The organism is Chryseobacterium sp. CS2K3, assembly GCF_059515185.1.
The window spans coordinates 1-26,025 of record NZ_JCAKRW010000007.1; the positions used below are offsets into that span (position 1 = coordinate 1).

At 35.4% G+C, this 26,025-nt stretch carries 21 protein-coding genes; 7 read left to right on the forward strand and 14 right to left on the reverse strand.

The genetic code is table 11. The features are described from left to right. Positions 1–184: 184 nt before the first annotated feature. The gene (locus AC5YGG_RS13145; RefSeq protein WP_496145142.1) at positions 185–1,090 is read right to left on the reverse strand and encodes a DMT family transporter; all 906 of its coding nucleotides are present in this window, start codon (positions 1,088–1,090) and stop codon (positions 185–187) included. A gap of 234 nt (positions 1,091–1,324) precedes the next feature. On the opposite strand from AC5YGG_RS13145, the gene purE reads away from it, so the two are divergent. Beyond that, positions 1,325–1,828 carry a 5-(carboxyamino)imidazole ribonucleotide mutase gene (purE, locus tag AC5YGG_RS13150; protein ID WP_496144925.1) on the forward strand — a complete coding sequence of 168 codons (504 nt, stop codon included), beginning with the start codon at positions 1,325–1,327 and terminating at the stop codon, positions 1,826–1,828. 53 nt (positions 1,829–1,881) lie between these two features. Here the strand turns inward: purE and AC5YGG_RS13155 are convergent, their stop codons facing one another. The 4 genes from AC5YGG_RS13155 to ahcY all read right to left on the reverse strand — a co-directional run bounded on the left by AC5YGG_RS13155 (position 1,882) and on the right by ahcY (position 6,327). Then, on the reverse strand, positions 1,882–3,204 hold the full coding sequence (locus tag AC5YGG_RS13155) for a BspA family leucine-rich repeat surface protein (protein ID WP_496144926.1): 1,323 nt from the start codon (positions 3,202–3,204) through the stop codon (positions 1,882–1,884). A 122-nt stretch (positions 3,205–3,326) separates the two neighbouring features. Continuing rightward, positions 3,327–3,719: an inner membrane protein YiaA gene (gene yiaA, locus AC5YGG_RS13160; protein ID WP_496144927.1), complete on the reverse strand. Its 393-nt coding sequence runs from the start codon at positions 3,717–3,719 to the stop codon at positions 3,327–3,329. A 393-nt stretch (positions 3,720–4,112) separates the two neighbouring features. Beyond that, positions 4,113–4,928: a hypothetical protein gene (locus AC5YGG_RS13165; protein WP_496144928.1), complete on the reverse strand. Its 816-nt coding sequence runs from the start codon at positions 4,926–4,928 to the stop codon at positions 4,113–4,115. An 85-nt stretch (positions 4,929–5,013) separates the two neighbouring features. Then, positions 5,014–6,327 carry an adenosylhomocysteinase gene (gene ahcY / locus AC5YGG_RS13170; RefSeq protein WP_496144929.1) on the reverse strand — a complete coding sequence of 438 codons (1,314 nt, stop codon included), beginning with the start codon at positions 6,325–6,327 and terminating at the stop codon, positions 5,014–5,016. 166 nt (positions 6,328–6,493) lie between these two features. On the opposite strand from ahcY, the gene AC5YGG_RS13175 reads away from it, so the two are divergent. Both AC5YGG_RS13175 and AC5YGG_RS13180 read left to right on the forward strand, forming a co-directional pair. After that, positions 6,494–7,006, forward strand: a complete 513-nt coding sequence (locus tag AC5YGG_RS13175) for a pyridoxamine 5'-phosphate oxidase family protein (protein WP_496144930.1) — start codon at positions 6,494–6,496, stop codon at positions 7,004–7,006. Between the two features lie 264 nt (positions 7,007–7,270). Then, complete coding sequence (locus tag AC5YGG_RS13180; protein WP_496144931.1) at positions 7,271–7,885, forward strand: 4'-phosphopantetheinyl transferase superfamily protein; 615 nt, start codon at positions 7,271–7,273, stop codon at positions 7,883–7,885. On the opposite strand, the gene AC5YGG_RS13185 is transcribed toward AC5YGG_RS13180, so the two are convergent. The 3 genes from AC5YGG_RS13185 to porU form a co-directional block, all read right to left on the reverse strand. Next, a complete protein-coding gene (locus AC5YGG_RS13185) occupies positions 7,866–10,130 on the reverse strand; it encodes an FUSC family protein (RefSeq protein ID WP_496144932.1) in 2,265 nt (754 codons plus the stop codon). The two genes, AC5YGG_RS13180 and AC5YGG_RS13185, sit on opposite strands and share 20 nt — an antisense overlap. Positions 10,131–10,384: 254 nt before the next feature. Beyond that, positions 10,385–11,545: a type IX secretion system outer membrane channel protein PorV gene (porV, locus tag AC5YGG_RS13190; protein WP_496144933.1), complete on the reverse strand. Its 1,161-nt coding sequence runs from the start codon at positions 11,543–11,545 to the stop codon at positions 10,385–10,387. Between the two features lie 59 nt (positions 11,546–11,604). Beyond that, positions 11,605–15,501 carry a type IX secretion system sortase PorU gene (gene porU / locus AC5YGG_RS13195; protein ID WP_496144934.1) on the reverse strand — a complete coding sequence of 1,299 codons (3,897 nt, stop codon included), beginning with the start codon at positions 15,499–15,501 and terminating at the stop codon, positions 11,605–11,607. A gap of 165 nt (positions 15,502–15,666) precedes the next feature. Between porU and gldJ the strand changes: the two genes are divergently transcribed. Continuing rightward, positions 15,667–17,268 (forward strand): gliding motility lipoprotein GldJ, encoded by a 1,602-nt coding sequence (gene gldJ / locus AC5YGG_RS13200; RefSeq protein ID WP_496144935.1) that lies wholly within the window; start codon positions 15,667–15,669, stop codon positions 17,266–17,268. 147 nt (positions 17,269–17,415) lie between these two features. Next, positions 17,416–18,687, forward strand: coding sequence for a UDP-N-acetylmuramoyl-tripeptide--D-alanyl-D-alanine ligase (locus tag AC5YGG_RS13205; protein ID WP_496144936.1), 1,272 nt, complete (start codon positions 17,416–17,418; stop codon positions 18,685–18,687). Here the strand turns inward: AC5YGG_RS13205 and AC5YGG_RS13210 are convergent. Continuing rightward, entirely contained in the window at positions 18,680–19,291 is a 612-nt protein-coding gene (locus tag AC5YGG_RS13210) for an NUDIX hydrolase (RefSeq protein ID WP_496144937.1), read from the reverse strand. The two genes, AC5YGG_RS13205 and AC5YGG_RS13210, sit on opposite strands and share 8 nt — an antisense overlap. Before the next feature lie 393 nt (positions 19,292–19,684). On the opposite strand from AC5YGG_RS13210, the gene AC5YGG_RS13215 reads away from it, so the two are divergent. After that, positions 19,685–20,074 (forward strand): SRPBCC family protein, encoded by a 390-nt coding sequence (locus AC5YGG_RS13215; RefSeq protein ID WP_496144938.1) that lies wholly within the window; start codon positions 19,685–19,687, stop codon positions 20,072–20,074. 51 nt (positions 20,075–20,125) lie between these two features. Here AC5YGG_RS13215 and AC5YGG_RS13220 read toward each other — a convergent pair whose 3' ends face one another. The 3 genes from AC5YGG_RS13220 to bamG are packed head-to-tail and all read right to left on the reverse strand — an operon-like array spanning position 20,126 to position 23,051. Further along, on the reverse strand, positions 20,126–21,169 hold the full coding sequence (locus AC5YGG_RS13220) for an anhydro-N-acetylmuramic acid kinase (protein WP_496144939.1): 1,044 nt from the start codon (positions 21,167–21,169) through the stop codon (positions 20,126–20,128). Positions 21,170–21,180: 11 nt separating this feature from the next. Further along, positions 21,181–21,771, reverse strand: a complete 591-nt coding sequence (gene lptC / locus AC5YGG_RS13225; protein WP_496144940.1) for an LPS export ABC transporter periplasmic protein LptC — start codon at positions 21,769–21,771, stop codon at positions 21,181–21,183. Continuing rightward, entirely contained in the window at positions 21,771–23,051 is a 1,281-nt protein-coding gene (gene bamG / locus AC5YGG_RS13230; protein WP_496144941.1) for a BamG family beta-barrel-assembly machinery protein, read from the reverse strand. Before bamG ends, lptC begins: the two co-directional genes overlap by 1 nt. Before the next feature lie 268 nt (positions 23,052–23,319). Between bamG and AC5YGG_RS13235 the strand changes: the two genes are divergently transcribed. Continuing rightward, positions 23,320–24,438, forward strand: coding sequence for a DNA polymerase III subunit (locus AC5YGG_RS13235; protein ID WP_496144942.1), 1,119 nt, complete (start codon positions 23,320–23,322; stop codon positions 24,436–24,438). A 51-nt stretch (positions 24,439–24,489) separates the two neighbouring features. Here the strand turns inward: AC5YGG_RS13235 and AC5YGG_RS13240 are convergent, their stop codons facing one another. Together AC5YGG_RS13240 and AC5YGG_RS13245 are read right to left on the reverse strand one after the other, a co-directional pair. Continuing rightward, positions 24,490–24,720, reverse strand: a complete 231-nt coding sequence (locus tag AC5YGG_RS13240; protein WP_496144943.1) for a hypothetical protein — start codon at positions 24,718–24,720, stop codon at positions 24,490–24,492. Positions 24,721–24,894: 174 nt separating this feature from the next. After that, the gene (locus tag AC5YGG_RS13245) at positions 24,895–26,004 is read right to left on the reverse strand and encodes a hypothetical protein (protein WP_496144944.1); all 1,110 of its coding nucleotides are present in this window, start codon (positions 26,002–26,004) and stop codon (positions 24,895–24,897) included. Positions 26,005–26,025: the final 21 nt, after the last annotated feature.

Genomic DNA, 26,025 nt, shown 5'->3' on the forward strand with positions numbered 1-26,025 from the left:
AAATACCACAATCCGAAACAATCATCTGATTAACAATTTGATGTTTTTAACCATATAGATTATAGATATGGGTATCGGTGGTATTTAAATAAGCAGTATACAATTTTATCGTAGATAAAATCTTTGCGTCTTAACACATTATGCAAGGAATTTTATTAGCGCCTTTGCGTAATCCAACATTAAATTATGCAACTTTCTGCCTCTTAAACATTTCGGGTCTGTAATTAATAATAAACACCCCACAAATAATAAGTGCTGTAGCAATAATAAACTTAAAAGAAATTTGCTCATCCATAATCAGCCAACCCAGGAAAATGGCAATGATCGTATTGATATAAGCTAATATGGAAACCTGTACCGGAGAAATCTTAGTGAGTGCATAATGGAAAGCAAAAAATGCAGCTACCGATCCGAAAATCGAAAGGTAAAGCATTGCCGAAATACTCTTCAATGTCCAGTTTCCAAAATTATAATTTTCTGAAAACAAAAGAGCGAAGATGATCTGAACAACCCCTGCAAATAAGAATTGATAAAACAGATTTAAAGTAATATTACCACTCTGGATATTCAGTTTTTTTGTGAAAATAGTTCCTGATGCCCATCCTGAAATAGCACAGAAAAGAAAAAGCATTCCGGTTCTATAATCTGGGTTTGCAAGGTCTTTAAGTCCATCCCAGAAAACGAAGAGAACTCCGCTGAAACATATCAGAACGCCTGCCATGGAACGAAGACTGAATTTTTGCAAACCGATGGCAAGACTTCCGAGAAATACCAGAATAGGAGCACAGGCACTAATAAGTGAAGCAAGGCTGCTTGATACGGTTTCTTCGGCTACGGTTACCATTCCGTTGGCAATAATCAGCATAAGGGAGGAGAAGATAATCTGATACTTAAGATTCTTCCAGCCAATCCATTTGAACTCTTTTCTTGAAAGCAGTACGAAAAGCATGATAATAGAAGCAAAAAGCTGACGAATTCCGGCAACAAACCATGCAGGAATAGTTTCTACGGCAATACGGATGGCTAAAAATGTGGTTCCCCATACAATAGCAACAGTAAGGACGGCAAAAATAAGTTTATAATCTTTCAAGTGAAAAAGTGGTGTAATCTGCAAATTTATCGGTTTAAAATTAAATGCTATGGATTCAGTTGCTTTATTTTTTACAGACACAGATTTTATAAAAGTGAATTTTTATGTCATTATTGATGATGTGGTTTATTATTTAAATCAATTATTGGTTTTTGATTTGTATTTTAAAATTTAATTTTAAATTTTAACTACAGTTTTAAATTTTTTATCTTTGAACATCTAATAAAATTGAAGATGGTAGGTATTATTATGGGCAGTCAGAGTGATCTGCCGATCATGGAACAGGCAGCAAATTTTCTTAAAAGCCTGGAAATTCCATATGAATTGACCGTAGTTTCAGCACACAGAACACCGGAAAGAATGTTCGATTATGCAAAAACGGCTCACGAAAGAGGGCTGAAAGTAATTATCGCAGGCGCTGGAGGAGCTGCACATCTTCCGGGAATGGTGGCGAGCTGTACAACGCTTCCAGTGATTGGTGTACCGATTCTATCCAGTAATTCTATTGATGGATGGGATTCTGTTCTGTCTATTCTTCAGATGCCAGGCGGAATACCTGTAGCAACAGTGGCTTTAAACGGAGCATTGAATGCCGGAATTTTAGCAGCAAAAATTTTAGGAAGCGGTAACGAAGAAGTGGCTGCAAAACTTCAGAAATACCAGGATTCTTTGAAAGATAAAGTTTTAGGAACGGTGGATGATATTAAAAACCAGCATCCTAATCATTTTGATCAATAGTTATCAACTTATATAAGCATAAAGCCTCACTGTTTCGGTGAGGCTTTCTTATTTTATTTTTTTATCAGCTTAAAAGTATGCTCTTTTTCTTTGGTAATAATCCGTAATATATAATTTCCCGGAAGTAATGATTCAACAGATATTGTGTTTGTATGTAAGAGTTCTTTTGTTATTATTCTGCCATTCATATCATGAATCGTATAGCTTTCAGGGTTCAGAATGTTTTTAAGATAAATGATGTTTTTTGCTGGATTTGGATAAATTCCTCCTGTGTTCTTTGCCTGTATTTCGGAAGTGGAAAGTATCGACTGGCATTGAGGATTGTATATATCGCCGGAAATTGTCCATCCTTTATTATTCAATAAATAATTTCTTGCTGTAACGGCTCCGGGGTGTGAATATACAGAAGGAGATGCATTGGAAAGATTAATATTATTAGGCGTTAAAGGGTTTAAACTCCATCCGTATAACGTGTTGTCGTAATTCTGGCAACTCATTGCTGAATTATGAAACATCTCAGTAGCAGTAGTCAAAGAAGCTAAATTCCAGTATCCAATATTTTGATTAAAAGCAGTATCACGAAACATTTCGTTCATGTTAGTGACTTTTGATGTATCCCATTTTTCCAGTTCCTGATTGAAATTCTGAGCAAGATGAAACATATGTTCCATGGTTGTTACTTTAGAAGTATCCCATGAGCCGATAGGCTGATTGAAAAGAGTATCGTCAAACATATAAGCCATATTGGTGACATTCGATGTATTCCAGCTTCCAATTGGCTGATTAAAATAATAGGCAGCTCCAAACATATTATACATATCCGTAATTGTTGAGGTATCCCAATTATTAATAGATGGATTGCCTACAAAGCTGCTACAGATATAAAACATCTCTCTCAAACTGGTCACCAATCGGAGATCCGGCACGTCAGTAGCAGTTACATCCATGGCATTGCAGAATACAAAGGCATTATCAAAGGATTTCCATTTAATGTTTCCCCATTGTGTAATCTGAGTGATTTTTACTCTGTCTGCGGGATTATAAACCGGGGTAATGGTGTTATCAAAAAACCTTACCTGATCAAAATGACCGTTTCCATCGCTAATTTTGATTCGATAGGTGGCTTGAGATGGATTAGGATTTAAAGGTGTTCCTAAATTTACAGTAAATTCAAGTGTTGAGGTTACATTCTCCATTGTTCCGTTGTGTTGGGAATATCCGATTTCTTCCCAATATACTCTGAAGTTTTCTCCTCTTCCGGGAAATTTAATTTGTTGAGAATTTTGTGGTTTCCATATGGTGATGAATTCGTTTTGAGCTTTTGTTATCTGAAAAATCAGTATACAAAAGGCAGATAGTAAAAATTTTCTATACATGTCATTAGTTTATGATATAAATATACTTAAATAAATGAAATTTAGAATATTATTCATTTTAATGACTGTGTTTTAGTATTTATAAATAAAAAAAGCTCCGAAACCCGAAGCTTTTTAAATTGTTATTCCTGAAGCATGTTATCCCTTGTGTTTTTCTGGACGGCAATGGCGCCAAAAAGAGCCAGAAGGAAGGCAAATGCATAAAATCCTTTTTCACTCGGAAGTATGGTAGCGTTAACAAGTCCGATGGCAAGCAATACGATGGAAGATAGAGTGGCAAACCAACAAATTCCATAATAAATATCAGTAACCTGAATGTTTTCTAATTTATCACGGACAGCTTTCTGTAGAGAAACAACTGCAAATAAACCGTATAATAAGATGGTAAAATAATAGCCTTTTTCATTCAATTGCATTTCTGCTCTTGCAAGACCCACAATGTAACCAATCATTCCTGCTCCCAATGCGATCCATGATGCTGCAACGAATGCATTCGATACTCTTTGTTTTTTCATGTATTAATGTTTTGTTTAAAAAGCTAAATATATTCATTTTTTGCTAATTTCACTATAATTCATAAAAAATATGGGTAAAATACGGATTGAGATTAAATAACAGAATGAATTCTTGTTAAGTTTTGGCTAAAGCCCGATGGACGGCTATTTATCATCTAAAAGGACTAAAGTCGGTTTCTATTGAATATTGTGATTGATTTTTGTGTTGAAAATTTATATTATGAGGTTTTTCTAGCCCCGATAGCAGCGGTTACCCCGGAACAGGAGTTGGAAGGGTAGAGGGTAGAGATGGGAACAGTATTGGGGTGAGGAGTATGAGCGTATAGCGGGAAACAGCTTCTAATAACAAAAAACTCCCCTTAAATAGGAGAGTTATATAGTGAATTTGATTTTTTACAGAGAGGTATATTCATAATTATATTGAACAATAGGCTTTCCATTGTTATCTTTTCCTATAGTTTTTACAGGAAATCCTGAGCCATTATACTCATAAGTGTAGGTAATGGTTTTATTAGATTGCCACGTTCCATTGTTGTTAGAGCTGTTCTTATCTATAGTACAATTGTTTTTACTTAAAACATCTGAATTTCCCATTATAATTTTCAGATACTTATTGAGGTTTGTGTATGGATTTAGCTTGTCATCATAAGAGTAGTCGTTTCTTACACTAAAACTTGAATTTCCTTTAACGTGAATGGTATATATTAGGACATTATCTCCATAGTAAGAGTACAGTTCATTTGTAGTGCTCGTACAATCTGCTGAATTGCAAATTCTGGAAGAAGAAAGTTTACCCTGAGGATAATAGCTGTACTCGTAAGTTCCGTTATAATCTGCAGTTGTAGAAACTCTTTTGTTGCTTACCAGTTGATCTCCGTTGTAATTAAATTCTGAATAATATTTCAGCTGTTGTTGGTTATTATAGGTATTTGATTTTATAGGCTTTCCGTTACTATATTCAAAAGTAGTGGATCCTTCTTGTGATTGCATTTTCACAAGTTGTGCCTGATTATTGTATGAAAATGTCAGAATGCTGCCTTGTGGGGTTCCGGGAAGATCCAGATAAGTAGTTGTAACTTTACTTAAGAATAATGTTTGGGCGGAAGGAGTATCGTTCGGAGAATTGATAGGAGTATCGTCGTTACTGCTGCTGCAGCTATTTAAGAATACGGTTGTACCTATCAATCCCAGAAATAAAAAGTTTTTCATGTAGTTTTTTGCAAAAATAGGAAATGTTTTGACAATAAAAATCCCACTATTAAAATAGCGGGATCATATCCTATTTTTATGAATCTTAGTATCTGTAGTACTCAGGTTTGAATGGACCTTTTACATCTACTCCGATATAATCAGCCTGTTCAGGAGAAAGAGTTTCAAGTTCTACGCTTAATTTCTTAAGGTGTAAAGCCGCTACTTTTTCATCTAAGTGCTTAGGAAGCATATATACTTCATTTTTATAAGCTGCAGAGTTGTTCCATAGTTCGATCTGAGCTAAAGTCTGGTTAGAGAAAGAGTTAGACATTACGAAACTTGGGTGTCCTGTTGCACATCCTAAGTTTACTAATCTTCCTTCTGCAAGGATGATGATTTCTTTTCCTTCTACAGTGTAGATATCTACCTGAGGCTTAACTTCAGATTTAGTAGAACCATAGTTTTCGTTTAACCAAGCCATATCGATTTCGTTATCGAAGTGACCGATGTTACAAACGATAGCTTTATCCTTCATTTTAAGGAAGTGTTCTCCTCTTACGATGTTAAAGTTACCTGTTGTAGTAATGATGATATCAGCATTGTCTACTACAGTATCTAATCTTTTTACTTCATAACCGTCCATGGCAGCCTGAAGCGCACAGATTGGGTCAATTTCAGTAACCGTAACGATAGAACCAGCTCCTCTGAAAGATGCAGCAGTACCTTTACCTACGTCTCCGTATCCGCAAACTACCACTCTTTTTCCAGCTAACATTACGTCTGTAGCTCTTCTTACAGCATCTACTGCAGATTCTTTACATCCGTATTTGTTATCGAATTTAGATTTAGTTACAGAATCGTTTACGTTGATTGCAGGCATTACTAAAGTTCCGTTCTTCATTCTTTCATAAAGTCTGTGAACTCCGGTAGTCGTTTCTTCAGAAAGACCTTTGATATCTTTTGTGAACTCAGGGTATTTATCAAAAACCATGTTTGTTAAATCTCCACCATCATCAAGGATCATGTTCAATGGTTTTCTGTCTTCTCCAAAGAATAAAGTCTGCTCAATACACCAATCAAATTCTTCAGCATTTAAACCTTTCCAAGCATATACCGGAATTCCTGCAGCAGCAATAGCAGCAGCAGCGTGATCCTGTGTAGAGAAAATATTACAAGATGACCAGGTAACTTCAGCTCCTAAAGCTACCAATGTCTCGATAAGCACAGCCGTTTGGATGGTCATGTGAAGACATCCAGCGATTCTTGCTCCTTTAAGCGGTTGAGATGGTCCGTATTCTTCACGGATAGCCATCAAACCTGGCATTTCTGCTTCTGCAAGGGTGATTTCTTTTCTTCCCCATTCTGCAAGGGAGATATCCTTAACTTTATAAGGAACGTATTGCGTTGTAGTACTCATATGTAATGAATAGTTTTTAAATTCAATTGATAATGAAAGGCAAAATTACAATTTATAATTAAGATAAAAAAACAACAATTCAATTTCAGTTTTATGAGATTAAACATGACTTAAAATTATTTAGTCTTAATCTAAATAACTACTTTTATCTTATAAATTATATCTTATGAATCATACAGAGAAAAAAGCAAAACCTGTAGCTCCAAAAGTTAAAGAACTGATAGATCGTACTAAAAGTGTAATTTTAGCTACCGTAGATGCTGAAGGAAATCCTAATTCCAGCTATGCACCGTTTGTACAGGTAGGAAATACTTTTTATATACTGGTTTCTTTTATGGCAAGGCATACCAAAAATCTTTCGGAAGGAAGAAAAACTTCTGTGATGTTTATTGAAGATGAATCTGCTACCAAACAGATCTATGCCCGTGAACGTCTTACAATAGAGACCACAGCTTCACAAATTGAAAGAGATTCTGAGATATGGAATACAGTTGTGGCAACATTGAAAGAAAACCACGGAAAAGTAGTGGATGTTATTTCTGAAATGGGAGATTTTATTCTTATCGCTCTGCAACCGGTAAAAGGTTCTTATGTGAACGGATTCGGAAGTGCTTATTTTGTAGATGCCAATCTCGAAATTATAGAACACAGAAATGATGTGAATCATCAGGCTAAATAGATAAGAAGGGAAACTCGAAGAATGAAGCTGGAGTTGTAGTGGTTAAGCGAATTAGAAAATCAGCTTCTAAATAGGTTTTCTAAATAAGAAAAGGAACTGTAAAACAGAATGTGATTATCCTTGTCAAGGTTTTAAACCTTGACAAGAATATTTTTTAAAAGAGTTTCTAATAAATTTCCACTTGCTTTATTGAGAAATATAAACTTCTGTCTTCCTGCTCCCATTTTCCAACCTTTTTCACTATTTTTACCCAATAAAAAAACAATGCCCCTTTACCGAGATTTTTCTGATGACAATGCTACAATTTTAGTCTGGAAGTATGATGAAAGTGAAGAACTTGATATCAACGAGCTTCTGGAACCAGAAAATGCTGAGAAAGTAAAGGATTACCACCCTAAAAAACTATTGGAGGTACTGATGGTTCGTAAACTGTTGAAAGGTTTAAAACCCGACTCCAAAATTCTATATAGAGAAAGAGAACCGTTTCTTTCTCCGGATGATGCCGAAATTTCTATCACTCATTCATTTCCTTTTGCAGCCATTGCTGTTTCTAAGAACAAAATAGGAATAGACGTTGAAAAGTTTAATCCTAAGATTTTAAGGGTAATTGATAAGTTTACCTATGAAAATGAAAGAGGATTCATACCTGAAGATAAAGCCGATACTTTTTACACCATCATCTGGAGTGTGAAAGAAAGCATGTACAAGATCCACCATTCCAAATACTGGTCTTTAAAGAAAAACTATGAAGTAAAGCCTTTTGAGTTAAAACATCTTCATAAAATAAGCTGTAGGGTTTATGATGAGCAGTTTTCAGATGAGTTTAAAGCAAGAGTAGAATTTTTTGATGACTACTGTTTTACGATTGTGGAGGAGTAGCGTGTTTTTCACTTCTGTATTTCTCAATCACTTTTCGCTGTTCCTTAGCTACATCATAGATCAGTTCAAGAATATCATGAATATTTTTAAGCTCCGTTAAATGTGATATTTTATCGGGATCTCTTCTGTCTATGATCTCGTTTTCCTCAATTTCAGTTTTCCTTTTCGTGAGCATATCCTCAATGGAAGAATCTTCCGGTTCAAGACGACTTTCCATTTTAAGGGTTTCATTAACGTCATCACCATTCAGTAAAGTTGAAACCTGCTGCATTTCTGCTTCTATTTTTCTGCTCCAGCTTTCTGCATCAATTTCAGGGTATTGTTCATTGTTTTTAGAATATTGAGACAGGGAAGCGGTGTAAGCTGTAATCAGGTGTGAGGTTGCCACAAACTGATGAACAACTTCCAGCTTTTTCTGTTGATTTTTAGGATCGGAAATCATTCGCTGGAAATTATCCGAAAGGTTTGCCAGAGAAATAATGGCATTTTTTCTTTTTACTTTATAATCTTCAATATCGAAATTTCCTTTCAGGAATTTTGACATCACACTTTGAAAATAAATCAGGTTATCCGCTGCTGATTTTTTCATCAGATCAAGATTTTGTGTATGTTCCCAAACAGGTAATACAATATAGGATACGGCAAAAGCTATAATCCCGGCAATCGCTGTATCCAAAACTCTGTCTTTGAAGATGATATTTACTTTTCCCGGATTTAAGAAATTAAAGCTTAAGAAAACATAGATTGTCATAAACAAAACTGCCCAGAAATAACGTCCTTTCAGAAAACTGAAACACATGATCATACTGATCAGCAGGATAGCAAATAAAATACTGTTGATATGTATAAAATGCAGAATAATATAAGCAATTGTTGCTCCGGTGACTGTTCCATAGAGACGGAGGAGGTTTCTTTGCTTGGTAATGGAGTAAGCTGGTTTTAATATCGCGGTAATGGTAATCAATATCCAATAGGTATGTCCTAATCCCAGGAAATCAAACATGGAAAAAAGATATCCTAACAACAATGCCGTTGTAATTCTTATGGCATGGCGAAAATGAGAAGAAGATAATGAGATATTATTCCTTAAAACCTTAGAGTTCAGCTTCGGCTCATTAGGCATGAATTTTTTTAAGTCTAACCCGGTGGATAAACTTTTGGCAAGCTTTACGTTTTGTGAAAATACTTTATAAATCTCGTTGATTTCTTTTGTGATTTCATTGATACGCATTAAAATCTGACGTAAGACCATGAAGTTTTCAAGGCTGTCCGGAGTAAGTTGCTTATTTCTGAGTTCGAAGTAATTGTAATTAAGGTTCTTTAATTCAAGTTCCAGATTAAACATGGGTTTGGCTCTTGTCCCGCTTTGGAGAGCAATACCAACATTAGTGATTTCTTCTGCTAAAAGATTCAGATAATCATGGATATTAACCAGAATCATACTATCCTCAAAGCTTTGCTGAAGCTTTTGATAATCACTTTCGGAAGTCATGAGTTTCTCATGAAGGTCCATGGAATTCAGGAACATCAGCATTAATAAACGACTGGTGGTCGTAGATTCATTAACAATAGTTCTGGTTTTAAAAACGGTTTCTCTGGTATCTTCCTGAAGGTTTTTAATTTCAATTTGCTTGGCAATTACCTGAGTAGTCAGTTTATCAAAATCCGGACTTTTCTGATAATAATTAGCTTTAATCTTTAAAAATTCAGCAAGCTGAAGGTAGTTTTCACCTATCATCTGCCCTGCAAGTTTATACGGGCGGATAGTGGTTACTACAAGGAAAATGAGCAGAAACCATATGCAGCCACTGGCAAAGATCAGTAAGCTTTTCAGAATATTATTTCCTGTAAGATGCCCGTCAATAAAGATGGCAAGTACAACAAGCGATAGGGATCCCACAGCAGCTAATCGTTGCCCGTAGACTCCAATCAGAGAAAAAAACATACCGAATAGAATGATCTCGAGAATGACGAATATCTTGAAATTCATTACAAGGCTTGCGATAGATGCTACAAACACGAAGCAGCATATAGCAAAAGCGAGAGCATTTCTTCTTCTGATAAAAGGTCCGGGCTGATCGGTAAGTGCTACAAAGCTGGTTCCGAGTGGAAAGAGAAAATATTCTTTTAAAATTCCAAAGTGAGCAAGAACTAAACAAGGTAGAACAGTCGCCAATGTAATTCTGATTGCAGAATACAGATACTGACTGGTTACAAATTTTTTTAGCTCCGCCGAATAGTTCATACTACAAAAATAACTATTGAATTTAACAAAATCGCCATAAAGTAAAGACTTTTGTAAACTTAAATATTATTTTTATTTAATATGGGTATTTAGAAATGTGAAAGGCAGATTTTTGACTGACAAAGTGAAGATTAGTTTTAAAGTAGAAATTGATGAGCGCAGCAGATTGGCGATTCAGTATTAATATTTTACAGTCTTTAATAAAAAAGCCTCATACATGTTGATGAGGCTTTATAATATAGTTGTTCTGATACTTAACGTTCGTTGTTGGATGTTTCGTCTCCGATGTTCCAGGTAAGCCCGAAACGAAGGGTGTTATCCAGTGCACTGTTTACTTTTGACATATTGATTAGGTAAGAAAGATCTAATCCGAAAGAACGGTATTTTAATCCGATACCTGCTGTAGCAAACTGTCTTGCTCCCTGCTCTTCACTCTCATGGAAGTAACCTCCTCTTACAGAAAATGCATTGTCATATGAATATTCTAAAGCACCACTATACATGATACTGTTTTTATTTTTGAATGATTTCCCGATACCAGCCATAGGACCTACATTAGGAATTGCATATATAGGCTTTCTGTTAGCATCTACTCCTGCATATTCAGATCCCGGTACTAAAAGCTTTGAGCCTTCTACAGTAAGCCCGACTCTGTTTAAATCATCAAGGTACATGTCATATCCGATCCCTAATCTTGCCATAGTAGGAAGGTAAGATCTTGATTCTTCATTTCCTGTATAGTCTAATTTTGGACCTAAGTTTTGTACGGCAAAACCGGCATTTAATTTCCCGTCATATCCTCCAAAGCTGGAGAATCTTTCGGAAGAGTAGTATCCTGAAATATCTACAGCAAAAGAGTTTGCTGCTTTAAGCGTAGTATCTGTATTGAATCCTCCGGCTAAGTCTGAACGGATAAATCTACCTGTTACAGCCATTGAGTAGGAATCAGAAAGTTTCAGACCATAGGCAACATCAATTGAGAATTCGTTAGGCTTTGATACCCCCATTGAAGCAACATCCGAACCTACAAGCTGAGTCAGGTCTACCTGTCCCATATTAAAATAGTAGATACTTGCCGAGATGGTGGATCTTTCATCCTGTCCCAGGAATTTATGGAATGCTCCGTATAATAAGAATACATCATTGGTTAGTTTTCCCATATATGGAGTATAGTTAAGCCCGATGGAAGAACTTGTTCTGCTAAAAGGATATTTAGCTGCATTCCAGAATTGTGAAAATGCATCTGGAGAGGTTACTACCCCTTGATCTCCCATACCTCCTGATCTTGCGTCTGGTGCAATCCTTAGGAAAGGAGCTCCGGTAAGTACAGGGTTTATTTTACCTAAATCTTGCGAATAGCCTAGAAAACCAGCACTTAACCCAAATCCTAAAAGCAGTTTAGTAGTTAAATTCATATGTTGTCTTTTATATATTATCAGTTTTTTATTAATATTATTATCTATGTATTATCTAATTATTTCAAAAGTACCATTTTTTCTACAGCTGTAGCACTTCCTTTGCATTTTTCTTGATTTTGACTTTTTGCAAATATCTTAAAAATATATGTACCTTTTGCAACTGTAGCTCCAAAATCATCTCTACCGTCCCATTCTATTGCTTGGCGAGGGGTTCTGAAGCCTTGCAGGAATGGTTCTGCAACCACCGCTTGAGATAAAGTTCTTACTAATCTTCCGGTAATTGTATAGATTTGTACATTCACATCCAATATATCATCACAATTATGCTCAAACTGAATATACGTCTTATTGGTAAACGGATTAGGCCAGTTCAGCGGACGGTTGATTGTCAAATGCTGATCGGATTCATCCTTAACCTCAAAGTTTAACGTAGCAGTTGTCGAATTATTGTTTATATCCCAAACTTTAAATGTTAATTGGTGCTGACCTATCGCAAGATTTCTGAACGGATAGGTTACATTTCCTTTCTGATAGTCTGCAAGGCTTGGATTTAAACAGCCGTTTCCTTCTCCGGGAGCATAAAAATCATTAAGGATAACTGTATTGATAATCTGTCCATCCAGATAAACTGTAATATCGTGACCAATACCAGATCCCGTAGAGTTGATTCCCGTGTCATCAGTAAGACATGCAAGAAGCATTGGATTCTGGTTGGTTATTCCTCCGTCTGCAAAATTGGTATTATTCATGTAGAGCTTTACTTTAGGAGGCTGATTGTCATTGATCCCATTAGGATTGATATCACCTACCTGAACCGCCTGGTTATTGAATACATCGCTTACCTTATTATCTGCATATCCTAATATTCTTCCTTCGCCTACTGCATAATTAATGTCTTTAGGAACATAGAATTCTGCAGTGAAGACTCCGTTTACAGCCATACCGGATGCTTTTACAATAGGGCTTCCCTCTTCAGTATATTGCAAAATAGGAGAGAGACTTCCATTATTGTTAAGGGTCTTTTTATTGAGTCTTTTATCAAAAATGTTGATGGATACTTTTCCGTTGAATGTGTTGTTTAAAGTTCCGTTAGGATTATTAATATGTCCTTTTACTTTAACAAAGTCTAACCCTCTGATCAACCCCGGCACCGGAGTTTCAATATTATCGATAGTCAGTAATCGTTGTGGTCGGCTTAATGACATGGCAGGGTCACCCAGGAAGTTTACTCTTAAGTGGTTGGCATTAGATCCTTTTTCTTTTTTTGCATTTAAATGAGCATATCCAAGTGTATTAAATTCATCATTGGTAAGTTTAAAAATATTCTTAGTGAATATGTCTGTAAAAGTACGTCCGTAATCAATACCGATAGCTCGGCTGGAAGTAATCATTGTAGCAGGACCTCCCTGTTTCAGTTTAATGAACTGTTCACCCGCAGAATTGGTTGCAGGTTCGTCCCATAATGTAAACTCGCATGTTATGGTAGAAACCAGAGGAAACCTGCTGTAAACATTGGAGAAGTTATTGGAATTCTGAATTTCAGTGCTGGTCAATACTCTTTCCTGTGCCCAGCCGTTGATTCCGCCATGTCCGAAGTAGAACAGGTATAAGCTGTTTCCTATGCTGTTTGATATTGCCTGATTAACCTGCGGATATCTTGGGCCTCCTGATGTGCTTTGTACCGTAAATGCATCCTGGTACAGTTTTTTTACATTGTATTCTTTTAATGATGTTACCCCCGGTTGTTCAAACAGAGAGGAGAGGGTATTATTCATTTCATTATGGAAAGGTTGTCCTCCTTCACCATTATCATCCACCACAAAATCAAGCCTCATACGCCACTCCCCAAAAGGACTGGATTGTCCGGGAAGAGCATTATGATAAGCAAGGATTTTGTCGACCATATTTGCCGCTTCTGTTGCGTTGGCAGCCGGAATTCTTCCAACTGGCAGATCCGGTAAATTATTGTCGATGAAGGCTGTTGGCTGATTTTGAGTCATTACAATATAATCATCCGTCACATAAGATCCTACGTAATCTGAGGAATGCTCACTTTCGTAAGCGGTAACAACATTTGTATTATTAGGAACTCTGTTTTTATAATCATAAGAAGCATCCCCAATAATCAGGACATATCGAAGTCTTCCTGCCGGTGTATTCAGTTTTGTGACAAAATCTCTTATGGCAGTAAGATCTTTACTTCCGTTTCCAAATTCGTCATAGATTTTGTTGACATCTACAATCTCTACCTTATAATTGTTTTTGGTCTGATGGTAGTTGGCAAGTCGCTGAGCTTGTCCCATCATTTCAGGTACAGTAAGGATCAGGTAATCGATACCCTGAAGCGCAGAAAGATTCTGATTTCCTATTCTTCCTACAAACTGAGGCGTGAAAGCTCCGTCAGAACGGAAAGCTACAAACTCATTATTGAAATTCGTATCCGCTGCCGTGTAAGCAAAATTAAAAAATCCGCCCCCCGCTTTATTTACTCTTCTGTTGGCATTGGTAATATCGGTAACATCCCATACCTGCTCTACATTAGATGCATTGGAAATACTAAAACCGTAATTGGTATTACTTCCGGTAGCAATAGAGAAATCTCTGAAGCTTAATTGAGAACCGTTAAACGCAAGGTTTTCTTTATACTGAACTTCTATATAATCCAGATAGAATGTTCCATTTGGGTTTTTTGCAATATTCGGAGTATAGGTGAAAGTGATCTGATTCCCGGTTTGATTGGTCATAATACCGGAATATCTTATCGGGTAGAAGTTATACTGATAAGTGGAAGTATCCGTAAGAACCGTTTCATTTAAAGGCTGAAAGTTATTTGCCTTAATTTCAATAGAATTTTGCTGTGATCTGTAAGCTATAACACGTGTTTTGAACCTTATTTCATCATTAGCCTGAATTGGAGAGTTCGTGTTGAAAGTAACTGTTTTTTCAGTAGTAAAAGGAGTGTCTTCCACCCAGGTTCTTCCTACTTTCAATAAGTTTTTTTGATCATTATTGATAACCTGGTAGTTATCATATCTTGTAATCACTTGAGCCGGAAGATTTCCGTCAATCGTCTGAACTCTTTTTCCTGAACCTTTATCAAAGTTAATATAATAGTATGCAAAATCATCATATATGTTCTTCAGATTATTGCTTGCATCCGATCTTGTTTCCTGTCTTTTGATACCATTTCCGTTGGTGGTGTCATAAAGATTATATCCGTTAGGTCCCTGCGCATAGAATAGAGCATAGTCGTTATCATTCCATACACCATCTTCTTCACCTACCACCTGGATGGCATTTTCCTGTAAAGAATTATATCTAGGGTCCTGATTATATTCAGGCAGCATATTTCCTCCGTTTCCATAAATTCTCATGTTTCTTGGGTTTACGGAAGACGGATTGATTCCGTTATCTCTCAAAAACTGTGAGGTAATTTTGAATATACCGGATTTGTCAACTTTTATTTTATAAAAATTACCACTCGCTAAGGGATTATCAGCAGTGCCTATTCTATTAGTGCTGCCAAAAGTAGTTACCGGAACAGAAGCTTCTGAAATATTAAATGAAGAAAGTCTTTGGATGCGTCCTTTTATATTTTTAAATAAAGCAATACTGATGCTGGCATATCTTTCACCTTCTATCGTATAATAAGCAATATCTGCAATATCACGATCCGGAAGATTACTTTTGTCTAATTCATATAAATCCTGATTGGAAACTCCATCCCATACCAGGTCTGAAACTTTTAGCTGCTTTTCTCCAATTTTTTGCTTAGTTACTATAAAAACATTATTTTGGCTGAAAGAAAAACCTTCATTTTTAAAATTGGGAAGATTTAGTTTTGTGTCACCAAAGTCTTGAATTTTAGAACCATTCCATTCTATGGTGTTTCTTTGAGCGTAAAGTGTTGATGCAAAAGCGATTAAAGATAAAAGCGTGATTTTTCGTCTCATGTTTATTATTGAAATTGCTAAATTACAAAATAAATGAAAATTTTAGAATTAAATTGTAATACAATAAAATTAATTTGTTATCGTTGTTCAAAAAAATCAAATCTTTATTTGATTTATTGAATAATTTATTTTTTCTTTGTACTCTTGAAAATATTTATATCGACTATGAAAAAACTAAAGTTGTTTTCATTAATAGCATTAAGTTCTACACTTGCATTAACCAGTTGTGGCGGATCAGGAACCAGCAAAGGTGGTGGTACCAAAAAATTTGTCAGTAAAACAGGTTGGAAACCAAACGAAAAACAGGGTTGGTTTTTTGCAGGAAAGCAACAGAAGCAGAAAGGTTGGCCGGGAATGGTATATGTAGAAGGTGGAACTTTTACAATGGGATTAGTGAAAGATGATGTTATGCACGATTGGAATAACACGCCGCGCAGAATGCAGGTGAGTTCATTCTTTATCGGAGAAACTGAAATTACTAACTACGAATACCGCGAATACCTTACATGGTTGAAGTATGTATTCCCACCAAGTGATCCTAGTTTTAAGGAAATCTATAACGGTGCTTTACCAGATACCTTATTATGGGACAACAAACTTGCTAGAAACGATTATAATGAAACTTATCTGCGTTCTCCGGAATTCGATTATTATCCGGTAGTAGGAGTTTCTTGGACTCAGGCAAACAGATACTGTGAGTGGCTTACAGACAGAGCTAACGAAAAAGCTTTGATGCAGGCAGGTGTTATTGCTAAAGATCTATATATCAACGAATCTAACAACCAAGGTGGTACTGCATTCAACATGGATAAATTCAAAGCGAATGATCCTGAAATGCAAGGATATATCAATGAGAAAAGAATGCAGCAAAAATCTGGTATGAAAACTACCAACCAAAGATTGCTAGCTGCAAACAGAGCTCCGAATTCTGCTATGGTTCAGAAGTTCAGACTTCCTACAGAAGTTGAATGGGAATACGCAGCATTGGGTATGGCTAAAAATAGAGAATATAACCAATACTTAGGTAAAAAACCTCAGATCGAAAGACTAAGAGGAACAAAAGGTAAAGAAAGAGGAATGTTCCTTGAAAACTTTAAAATGGGTAGAGGAGATTACTCTGGTATCGCTGGATGGAAAAATGATGGTTCAGCACAGACTTCAGACGTAAGACAATATCCATCTAATGACCTTGGAATCTATGGTATGTATGGTAACGTTGCAGAATGGACTGCCGATGTATATAGACCTATCATTGATGAAGATTACAGTGATTACAACTATTATAGAGGAAATATGCCTCAGGCAATCGTAAAGAACGGTGACGGAACTTACAAAATGATTGACGAAGGTACTATTAAGTATGATACATTATCAGACGGAAGATTAGTTTATAAAGGTCTTCCTGGACAATTCGAAAGAGAAACAATTGCGGATTACAGAAACTATAGAGATGGTGACAGACAATCTTCACTGGAATACTATAGAGCTTCCGATTCTGCATCTGGATTCGATATGTACAACGCTCCTAAGAAAAGCTTTATAGTAGATGCAAACGGTAGAGTGAAACTGCAAAAAGATACCAGGGATAGAACTTCTGCAATCTCTAATGAGGTGAGAGTAGTAAAAGGTGGTTCTTGGCAAGACACTGCATACTGGCTGGATCCGGGACAAAGAAGATATAAAAATCAAGGTAGAGCTTATGGTTGGATTGGTTTCCGTGTTGCACAGGATGCCAGAACTAATGATAAGAGCAGAACTAGAAGATAATTATTTATCAAAAAATACATATAAAAAACCTTCCGTATTTACGGAAGGTTTTTTTATTTTTGAACCGTGAAATTACATGGTTCAAAAAAGCCTTGGGTAGATCTGGTGATTACATGTAAATTCTAAAAAAATATATTATATTTCCACATGAATATAGAACAATTTTATCCTTTATTTTTACAGGCTGATAAAGTGACCATCGATAGCCGAAAAATAGCCAGAAATGATATCTTTTTTGCCTTTTCCGGTGATAATTTTAACGCAGCAACGTTTGCTGAAAAAGCTATAGATGATGGCGCATTAGCTGTAATTGTAGAACAACAGGAATTTGAAAATAAGGATAGAAATATTTTCTACGTTCCATCTACTCTTGAATTCCTTCAGCAATTGGCGATTCATCACAGAAGCCTGCTGAAAATTCCTTTTATCGGACTTACGGGAAGTAATGGTAAGACAACAACAAAAGAACTGATTCATGCCGTACTTGCAGAGAAATTCAACGTACAATATACATATGGAAATCTGAATAATCATATCGGAGTTCCATTGACAATTCTTTCCATTAAACCGGCGCATGAAATGGCTGTCATAGAAATGGGAGCTAATCACCAGAAAGAGATTGAATTCCTGTGTACAATAGCAAAACCGGATTTTGGATATATTACCAATTTCGGAAAAGCTCACTTAGAAGGATTTGGAGGTTTTGAAGGAGTGATTAAAGGAAAATCTGAACTTTATACTTATCTGAAAAATAATAATAAAACGATTGTAGTTAATGAAAACGATCCTATTCAGGTTGATAAAACCGAAGGATATTCTCCTAAAATTACTTTCGGAAAAGAAAATGCAGATTACAACTTTGAATCTTTCTCAGAAGATCATTTTGTAGGTTTGAACTATCAGGGAGAAAAAGCGGTATCCAAATTAACAGGTGACTACAACTTTACGAATCTTTGTGTAGCAGCAAGTCTTGGTCTTCATTTCGGGATTAGCTTTGGGCAGATTAAACACGCTGTAGAACAATATACTCCAACGAATATGCGTTCACAAGTCGTGAAAAAAGAAAACAGAACTTTAGTGCTTGATACTTACAATGCCAACCCAAGTTCAATGACAGCCTCTTTACATAATTTTATTACATTTGAAGGCAGTAAAACCATTATTATAGGAGATATGCTGGAATTAGGTGTTGAGAGTGAAAAAGAGCATCAGGATATTTTAAAATTGGCTCATGATCTCCGTTTTGATGAAATCATCACAGTAGGGAATCATTTTAAAGCAGTTAATCCATCAGAACTTGCTTTTGAGAATACGGCTCAGCTTTCTGAATATCTGCAACAGCATAAAATTCAGTCAGAAAACATATTGTTAAAAGGTTCTAGAGGAATTGCGCTGGAGAAGGTTATCGATTTTATTTAACCTTTGAAGCCCAAAATTCAGTTACAATAAGCTTAATATTTTTGAATGTGCTTGGGAAAACTTCATCCTTAATCTGGTCGGTGTTTTTCCAGGCAACTTCAGTAATCCCTTCTTCAATCTGTGGTTTTGAAGTATCTTCACCATTGAAGTTCATTTCAAACCAGTGTGTACACTTTAAGATTTTCTCCCCGTTTCTCTCAATGTAGATATGATAAGTCGTATTAATGAATTCTACCAGCTCTACGTCTTTTAATCCGGTTTCTTCTTCTATTTCCCTTACCGCAGACTCTTCTCTGGATTCTCCTTTTTCCATTTTCCCTTTAGGAAGATCCCATTTTCCTAATCTTTTGATGAAAAGCATTTTTCCGTCAGGATTATTCACCAGACCTCCAGCAGCTTCTATGATTCTAAAAAGATTCTGAAACTCACTCCAGATTTGATCAATATTTTCGCCATAAACATTAAGCTCATTTACGGATGTATTTTCTAAAAGATCCAATGCAATCTCTAAAGTTGTGAAGCTTTCATACTCAAGATTTTTTTCAAGTCCTTCAGGATGCTTGGAAATCAATAATTTTTTTTCGTTCACAAAAACTTTATACATATCAGGAATTTATAGTTAATATTGATCTTAGAGGTAATAATTAAAGACGTGAAAACAGGTTGTTTTATTACGCTTACTACTATAATTTACTCGCAAATATATCAAATTATAGGAAGAAAACCTGTTAATAGACAAGCTTTATTTTTTCAAATGCCTTCAAAATTATCCTTGAACAGAACAGAACTTCTTCTAAAAAATAGTTTCATGAGCTGCAGAGTCTTCAGGAGAGGTTAAGCCTCCAAAAGAAGATAAGTTTGTAATGTTCAGCATTTATTTCTTCTCAGTTGAGTATTCCGTCTTTAAAAGTATGCTTTGAGTGATGCCTTTGTGGTTTTTTTTTATAATTTTGTTGTTATAGTAACAATTGTAAGAATTTAAATACAAAATAAAAAAATGAATTTAGAAGGACGAAAAATTATTGTCAATAAATCATCGAAAGAGCTAACTGAATTATTGAAAACACCGGAGAACTACAAAGATTTTATGCCGGATGGTCTTCAGAAATTTGAAACAAGAGATAACGGTTTTAAATTCGGATTACAGGGAATGCCTGAAATCGCTTTGAAAATAGATGAGGTAGATGATCAGAAAGCTGTTTTAAAGTCTGCAAGCTCAAGTCTTGATTTCTCATTAACAGCAACTTTAAATCCTATCAGTGAAAACCAGACAGAAGTTCAGATGTTGTTTGAAGGAAAATTCAATCCTTTTATCAAAATGATGGTGGAAAAACCATTACAGAACTTTATCAATACATTGACAGATAAGATCGAAGCTTACAAATAATAAAAAAAACCTTCATTTTTGAAGGTTTTTTTATGTTGTGATCGTATTGTTTTAAGCAATAATACCGGAGCTGTGATTGGAAATGCTTCCCGTAGTTGAAGACAGAACATTGATTTCATTCTGCATTCTTAGAACGCCCATAAATCCAAAGATCAGTGCTTCCTTATATTCCACAATCTCTTTTTCCGGGATGATAATCTCTGAAGTCGTTTTTTCCTTTATTTTTTCAATCAGAAAAGTATTATAGGCACCACCGCCGGTGATCAGTATATCTTTGATATTATTCTGATTGATCACCTTCGAAATTTGCTGTGCAATATGCTCTGTAAATGTGGCTAAAGAATCTAAAATATCAATGTCCGCAAGTTTTGGAAAAATGTGCTCATTGCACCATTCTATGCCTAGTGACTTCGGATGTTGCTGTTTATAAAAATCTAAAGCATTGAGCTGATTCAATACATTCATATTTATTTTACCTTTTCTCGCCAGATCACCATTTTCGTCAAAATTTTTATCCAATTGTTGAGCAAGATAATTCAGAATGATATTTACAGGTGCTATATCAAAAGCAATTCTTCTGCCGTGTAGTTGTAATGAAATATTCGAAAACCCTCCCAGATTAAGACAAGCATTATAGTTTGAAAAAAGCAGTTCATCCCCAATAGGAACCAATGGCGCTCCATTTCCTTCCATCAGTACGTCCTGACTTCTGAAGTCGTAAATTACAGGAATGCTGGTCTCTATTTTGATTGCTCTTCCATCTCCGATTTGAAGAGTGAATTTTCTATGTGGCTGATGAAAAACAGTATGACCGTGAGACGCGATAAGGTCTATATCGTCAAGCTGATGTCTTTTTATAAATTCTTTGACCTGCTTACCTAAGTAAAAGCCATATTCAGAATTAAGTGCCAAAAGATCTGGTGCAGAAAGAAAGATAGAATTCCTCAGTTTATATTCCCAGTCAGTGGAATAGGAGAGGGTTTCTGATTGTATGATTCGGAAATTCCATTGATCTTTCTTTTCAAATTCAGCAAAACAGAGATCCAGACCGTCCAGACTTGTTCCGGACATGAGCCCAATGGCACGGGTTTTCATGGTAAAGGAATTTATTTTTTCTTCTCGGAAATTCTCTTGGAATTAAAATCTCCGGTATTGTTATAAAAAGTATATTCTGAAAAATCATCCTTGGCTGTCATTCCATTGGCTCCTACCAGTGTAGAGCCGTCTTCCATGGTTACATAAACAGTATCTTTGGTGTAGATCCTTCTTTTTCTCTGGTCCCAATAAATTGTCTGCATAGCAAATTTTTGCCCCTCATTTGTGGTGATTCTTACATCGCCTTTGGCTTCATAGAACTTCTTGTATTCAAAAATACGGGCATATTTTGCAGTGATCTTTCCTGGGACTTTCGGTTTCTTTTTATCAAAGAATTCTATATTGATTCCTTTTCTTGCAACAACATAAGGGCTGTCAATTAACTCATATTTTTCAATAATAGGAGCTTTAGCCTTTAAAGTTACAAATCCGGAATCACGCTGTACGATATCAGCATTATTGATGATCTGTGAAGGGAAATTTTTACTTTGATTTCCATTTCTCTTAGTAAGATCTTCCTCACAGGATGTCAGTATAAAAAATATAGCACAACTAAAAAGGCATGCTATATTTTTATATGATATTTTTTTTGAAAAGTTCATTAGTTATAAAGTGACTTTCTGAACCATTTATCAGCAAAATTGAAGCCGAGTTTCAGGTTGATAAAGTTTTGGTTGATCAGATTATTCTTAACAGTACCTCTTTTACCTAATTCTACTCCTATTTCAAGACCGCTCATTCTGGTAATACTACTGTTTTTGAACGGAAGCATTACTCCGGCAGAAATACCAAATTTATTAATGTTGGTTCCATCAATCTTTAAGTTTCCTTTCTCATAGAAAGCACCATATCTATAGATAACTCTGGAGAAGTAATTTCTGAAGTTGTTATAGTTTGGCAAATACCATCCTCCGGCAGAAATTCTGTAAGTATCCTGTAAATTAAAAGTATTTCCGAAATAAGAAATGTTTTCTCCTTTTTTATAATCAAGCTGTCCGGAAAGGAACCAGTGATTTTCACTTCCGTATCCTACACCCACAGATGCCTGTAACGGAATAAGGTTTTTAGATTGTACATCCTTTTGGTCAATGATGCTGATATCAGTTTTAGTTCCTGCTGTCGGATCACTATATCTGTATGTACTGTTGGTATACTCAGTAGTTATATTGCTGGTATTCCCAAATGTAGCTGTGGCACCGATTGTTAATTTTTTATCAGTACGTGTATTAATTGTCTGATAGCTTGTACCTAAAGTGAAGTTAAAGTTTCTTACTCTGTTTTTGGTTTCAAAACCGTTTACATATTCAGAGTTTGAAGCACGGAATTCAGTAAGATCATAAAGATCACCAAAATATAAGTTCGCTCTTGCTCCAACAGAGAATTCCTGGTTTATTTTATAAGATAAAGCTACAGCAGCAGTGTTTAATGTACCACTTCCTTTAAACCCGTTTTGATAAATAATAGATCCTTCTTTATCTTCAGTTACAATATCATAGCTTTTTGAGCTGTATGGCTGATAGGTAAGTCCCATTTTGATTTTTGACGAAATAGGAAATGCCAGTGATATATTAGAAAGATACGTAGAATGCTTTGTAGATTTCATATCGCGAAAGTTCGATTTGAAATAATTGTTTTCGTTGGTAGCTTCCAGTTTGATACTTGTCAATTCGAAGTTAGTGTTGTTTGCAGGGTTTGCAAAGTTGAAACTACTGGTAAAATCACTTATAAAAGCAGTAGATATACCTCCCATGGAAGCAGTTTCGATCGTATTATCATATTTTACATCTCCAATTCCATATTTTGCATAGGGAGAGTTACTTAGACTCTGTGCATTCAGAAAATAGCCTACTGATATAAATGATACTACAAAGATTTTTTTCATTCTTTATTTTTAAAACAATGCGCAAATATCTTAAATATTAATGAATTGTAAAAATTATATGTGGTTAAAGTTTGTTAAGGGCTGATATACTGGGGGATTTTCGACTTTATGGATAAACGAATGTCAATTATTTCTCACTAATTTGCCTGTTTGTCAGATTTATAATTCACTATTTTTCTTTTGTTTTCATATTCATTTCTGGTTTTACATAGCAAAAATTGAGCACTTACCATTCCAGAATTTATTCCCTATTTCTTATCTTTGAAACATGAATTGGGAAAACATCGCCGGACAGGAGAATCTTAAAAAACTACTTAGAGAAAGCATTGCTGAAAACAGAGTAAGCCATGCTCAGCTTTTTGTAGGAAAGGAAGGATATGGTACACTACCCATGGTATTGGCATATGCAAAGGAGATTTTAAGCCAGGAAAATGAACACGCTGCCTCAAAAATTGAGCATCTGAATCATTTGGACTTACATTTCAGTTTTCCTGTTTTTACAGACAATAAAAATTCATTAAGTAAAAATAAATTCGATGAATTCCGGGAGATGATTCTGGCATCACCTTATGCAAGCTATGATGACTGGACCGCTTTCCTGGAGTCCGAAAATAAGCAGCTTTTTATCTCAGCAGATGAAATTGATGATCAAAACCAGAAATTTTCATTAAAAAGCTACGAAGGAGGAACGAAAATACTTATCGTTTGGAGAGCTGACAAAATGAATGTTGCTGCTTCAAATAAGTTTTTAAAATTTCTGGAAGAACCACCAGCAAAAACCATCATTCTTCTTACCGCTGAAAATACTAATGATATTCTTCCTACTATTCTTTCCAGAACACAGGTAGTGGAGGTTCCAAGGATTCACGATGAAGACCTTGAAGGTTACTTAAAAAAGAATTTGTCCGTTTCCGATGATAAAGTAAGAGAAATTGTTCATGAAGCCCAGGGGAACCTTAATGAAGCTCTGAAACTTCTTAGTTCGGGTGACAAAAGCAACGAATTTGAAAAGCTTTTCGTACAATGGGTTCGTGACGCCTTTATGGTAAAAAAGAAACCAGAATATCTCAGAAGTATCATTGTATGGGCAAGAGAAATAGCAGGCTGGAACAGAGAAAAGCAAAAGAACTTTTTAAATTATTGTTCGGAAATTTTCAGGCTTGCCCTGCTTCAGAATTATCAATCGGAAAATCTGGTGTATAAAAAGATCAATGCGAATGGGTTCAACTGGGCTGGTTTTTCAAAATTTATCAGTGGTGCAAATATTGAAAGTATTCTGGAAGAAATCAATGCTGCAGACCTGCATCTTACCCGAAACGGAAACCCTAAAATTGTATGGACAGATCTGGGAATAAAACTCTCAAGATATATTCATAAAAGTACATAAAATATAAAAACTCCGGAAAAACCGGAGTTTTTGTTTATTCGAATAAAAAAACTAGGCTGTTTTTTTATCCTTGGTAGTCTTTTTATCTTTTTCTTTAGTATTCTCAGCAGTTTTGGTCTTAGCATCACAACCTTTATGATGAGCATCAGAACACGCTTTTTTATCCTTTACAGAACATTCTTTTTTATCCTTTCCGGCACAGCAGCCTCCTTCTTTTGGTTTTTCCTGAGCATAGCTGAATGCAAATAATCCTATGGCAAGAATTGAGATGAATTTTTTCATGATTTTTTCATTTTTTAAGTCAATAAATGTAATACTTTTTTGATTATTTAATCTGAATAGAAAAATATTATTGATGAAATCTTATAAAAATCTTTATTATCACGCTATGTTTGCAAAATAAAATGCCTTTTAGGGTCAGAAATTCTGTTCATTATATCTAAAACAAATGGGAAATTATTTATGGGTTTCTAATGATGCCTGAAATTCCTGAAGCTCCTTTTCCATAAAATCAGGATTTTTGAGCTGTTTCCTCATAGATTTAATATTACCAATAGTGCTTTCAACAGCCAATCTGAACCACGGAAACTCCTGACTTAAAGAAGTAAGTTTTGCCAGTGCTCTTATTGGGGTTTCAGACTGCGATAAATGCACAGCATGTTCATACCTGAAAACAGGACAATAGTAATATTCTTCAGCAACATAGTCCCATGTAATATCATCTGCCTCTGTATTCATCAGATAGAGCATAGCGAAAATGGAAGAATCTGTGTAACCTTTAGAAAATTTAAAACAATCAAAAACAGATTCCGTATCCTCTCGTTTTATTTTTTTATCCAGTACTTCATGAAATATTTGATGAGAAAGCTCTTTTTCCGAGTGATTTCCTACTATATGAAGAAGTGTTGCATATTCTACTTTTACAGAGTCATCGTCAGGGTTATCATGATATGCCGTTTCAATATATTCCCTTGCGGCAGCATTATCAAGTAATGTTCGGTGAAGTTTTGACAGAGAAACAAGTTCTTCTTTAGTAAAATGTCTTTTATCAGACATATTTTTCTCAAAATATTGAAGAGCTTTTTTAGGATACCGGTCTTTCACAAACCTTTCAATCACCTGCCAGTGTTCCAGTTTCTCAAATTGTGAGTGATCCCAAAAACGATAGAACAATGATATACGATCCCATTTTGATTGAATTCCTTTCCATTCATTGAAAAGTTCTTTATATGCTTGATGCGGGGCGATACTCTGATCTCTATCATCCTTAATATCTATGCTGATGTCAATATCAGGATCAGAATAATACCGTCTGAAACCTTCAACAATTTCCAGATCAAAACGATTACCATCTTCATGTATAAGCGGAGCAGTAGCTTCTTCAGTTACAACAATACTTTTTACAGCTGATGGAGAATTTGTTACTTCAGCTATTGGAGTCGTTTTTTCTTCTGATAAAATAGGAAGCTCTTCAGCCTGAAAATCATGTTGAGGAGGATCATTTTTAAAAATTACTTCATTTGTCTGTTTTTTTTTCCTCTTGAAAAGAAAGTCAAATAAGCCCATATAACTAGTTTTTTGTAAATA

Excerpts from the sequence above, each read along its gene's own strand:
- purE (WP_496144925.1), top strand. The coding sequence starts at position 1,325 with ATGGTAGGTATTATTATGGGCAGTCAGAGTGATCTGCCGATCATGGAA.
- AC5YGG_RS13155 (WP_496144926.1), bottom strand. The coding sequence starts at position 3,204 with ATGTATAGAAAATTTTTACTATCTGCCTTTTGTATACTGATTTTTCAG.
- yiaA (WP_496144927.1), bottom strand. The coding sequence starts at position 3,719 with ATGAAAAAACAAAGAGTATCGAATGCATTCGTTGCAGCATCATGGATC.
- AC5YGG_RS13165 (WP_496144928.1), bottom strand. The coding sequence starts at position 4,928 with ATGAAAAACTTTTTATTTCTGGGATTGATAGGTACAACCGTATTCTTA.
- ahcY (WP_496144929.1), bottom strand. The coding sequence starts at position 6,327 with ATGAGTACTACAACGCAATACGTTCCTTATAAAGTTAAGGATATCTCC.
- AC5YGG_RS13175 (WP_496144930.1), top strand. The coding sequence starts at position 6,494 with ATGAATCATACAGAGAAAAAAGCAAAACCTGTAGCTCCAAAAGTTAAA.
- AC5YGG_RS13180 (WP_496144931.1), top strand. The coding sequence starts at position 7,271 with ATGCCCCTTTACCGAGATTTTTCTGATGACAATGCTACAATTTTAGTC.
- AC5YGG_RS13185 (WP_496144932.1), bottom strand. The coding sequence starts at position 10,130 with ATGAACTATTCGGCGGAGCTAAAAAAATTTGTAACCAGTCAGTATCTG.
- porV (WP_496144933.1), bottom strand. The coding sequence starts at position 11,545 with ATGAATTTAACTACTAAACTGCTTTTAGGATTTGGGTTAAGTGCTGGT.
- porU (WP_496144934.1), bottom strand. The coding sequence starts at position 15,501 with ATGAGACGAAAAATCACGCTTTTATCTTTAATCGCTTTTGCATCAACA.
- gldJ (WP_496144935.1), top strand. The coding sequence starts at position 15,667 with ATGAAAAAACTAAAGTTGTTTTCATTAATAGCATTAAGTTCTACACTT.
- AC5YGG_RS13205 (WP_496144936.1), top strand. The coding sequence starts at position 17,416 with ATGAATATAGAACAATTTTATCCTTTATTTTTACAGGCTGATAAAGTG.
- AC5YGG_RS13210 (WP_496144937.1), bottom strand. The coding sequence starts at position 19,291 with ATGTATAAAGTTTTTGTGAACGAAAAAAAATTATTGATTTCCAAGCAT.
- AC5YGG_RS13215 (WP_496144938.1), top strand. The coding sequence starts at position 19,685 with ATGAATTTAGAAGGACGAAAAATTATTGTCAATAAATCATCGAAAGAG.
- AC5YGG_RS13220 (WP_496144939.1), bottom strand. The coding sequence starts at position 21,169 with ATGAAAACCCGTGCCATTGGGCTCATGTCCGGAACAAGTCTGGACGGT.
- lptC (WP_496144940.1), bottom strand. The coding sequence starts at position 21,771 with ATGAACTTTTCAAAAAAAATATCATATAAAAATATAGCATGCCTTTTT.
- bamG (WP_496144941.1), bottom strand. The coding sequence starts at position 23,051 with ATGAAAAAAATCTTTGTAGTATCATTTATATCAGTAGGCTATTTTCTG.
- AC5YGG_RS13235 (WP_496144942.1), top strand. The coding sequence starts at position 23,320 with ATGAATTGGGAAAACATCGCCGGACAGGAGAATCTTAAAAAACTACTT.
- AC5YGG_RS13240 (WP_496144943.1), bottom strand. The coding sequence starts at position 24,720 with ATGAAAAAATTCATCTCAATTCTTGCCATAGGATTATTTGCATTCAGC.
- AC5YGG_RS13245 (WP_496144944.1), bottom strand. The coding sequence starts at position 26,004 with ATGGGCTTATTTGACTTTCTTTTCAAGAGGAAAAAAAAACAGACAAAT.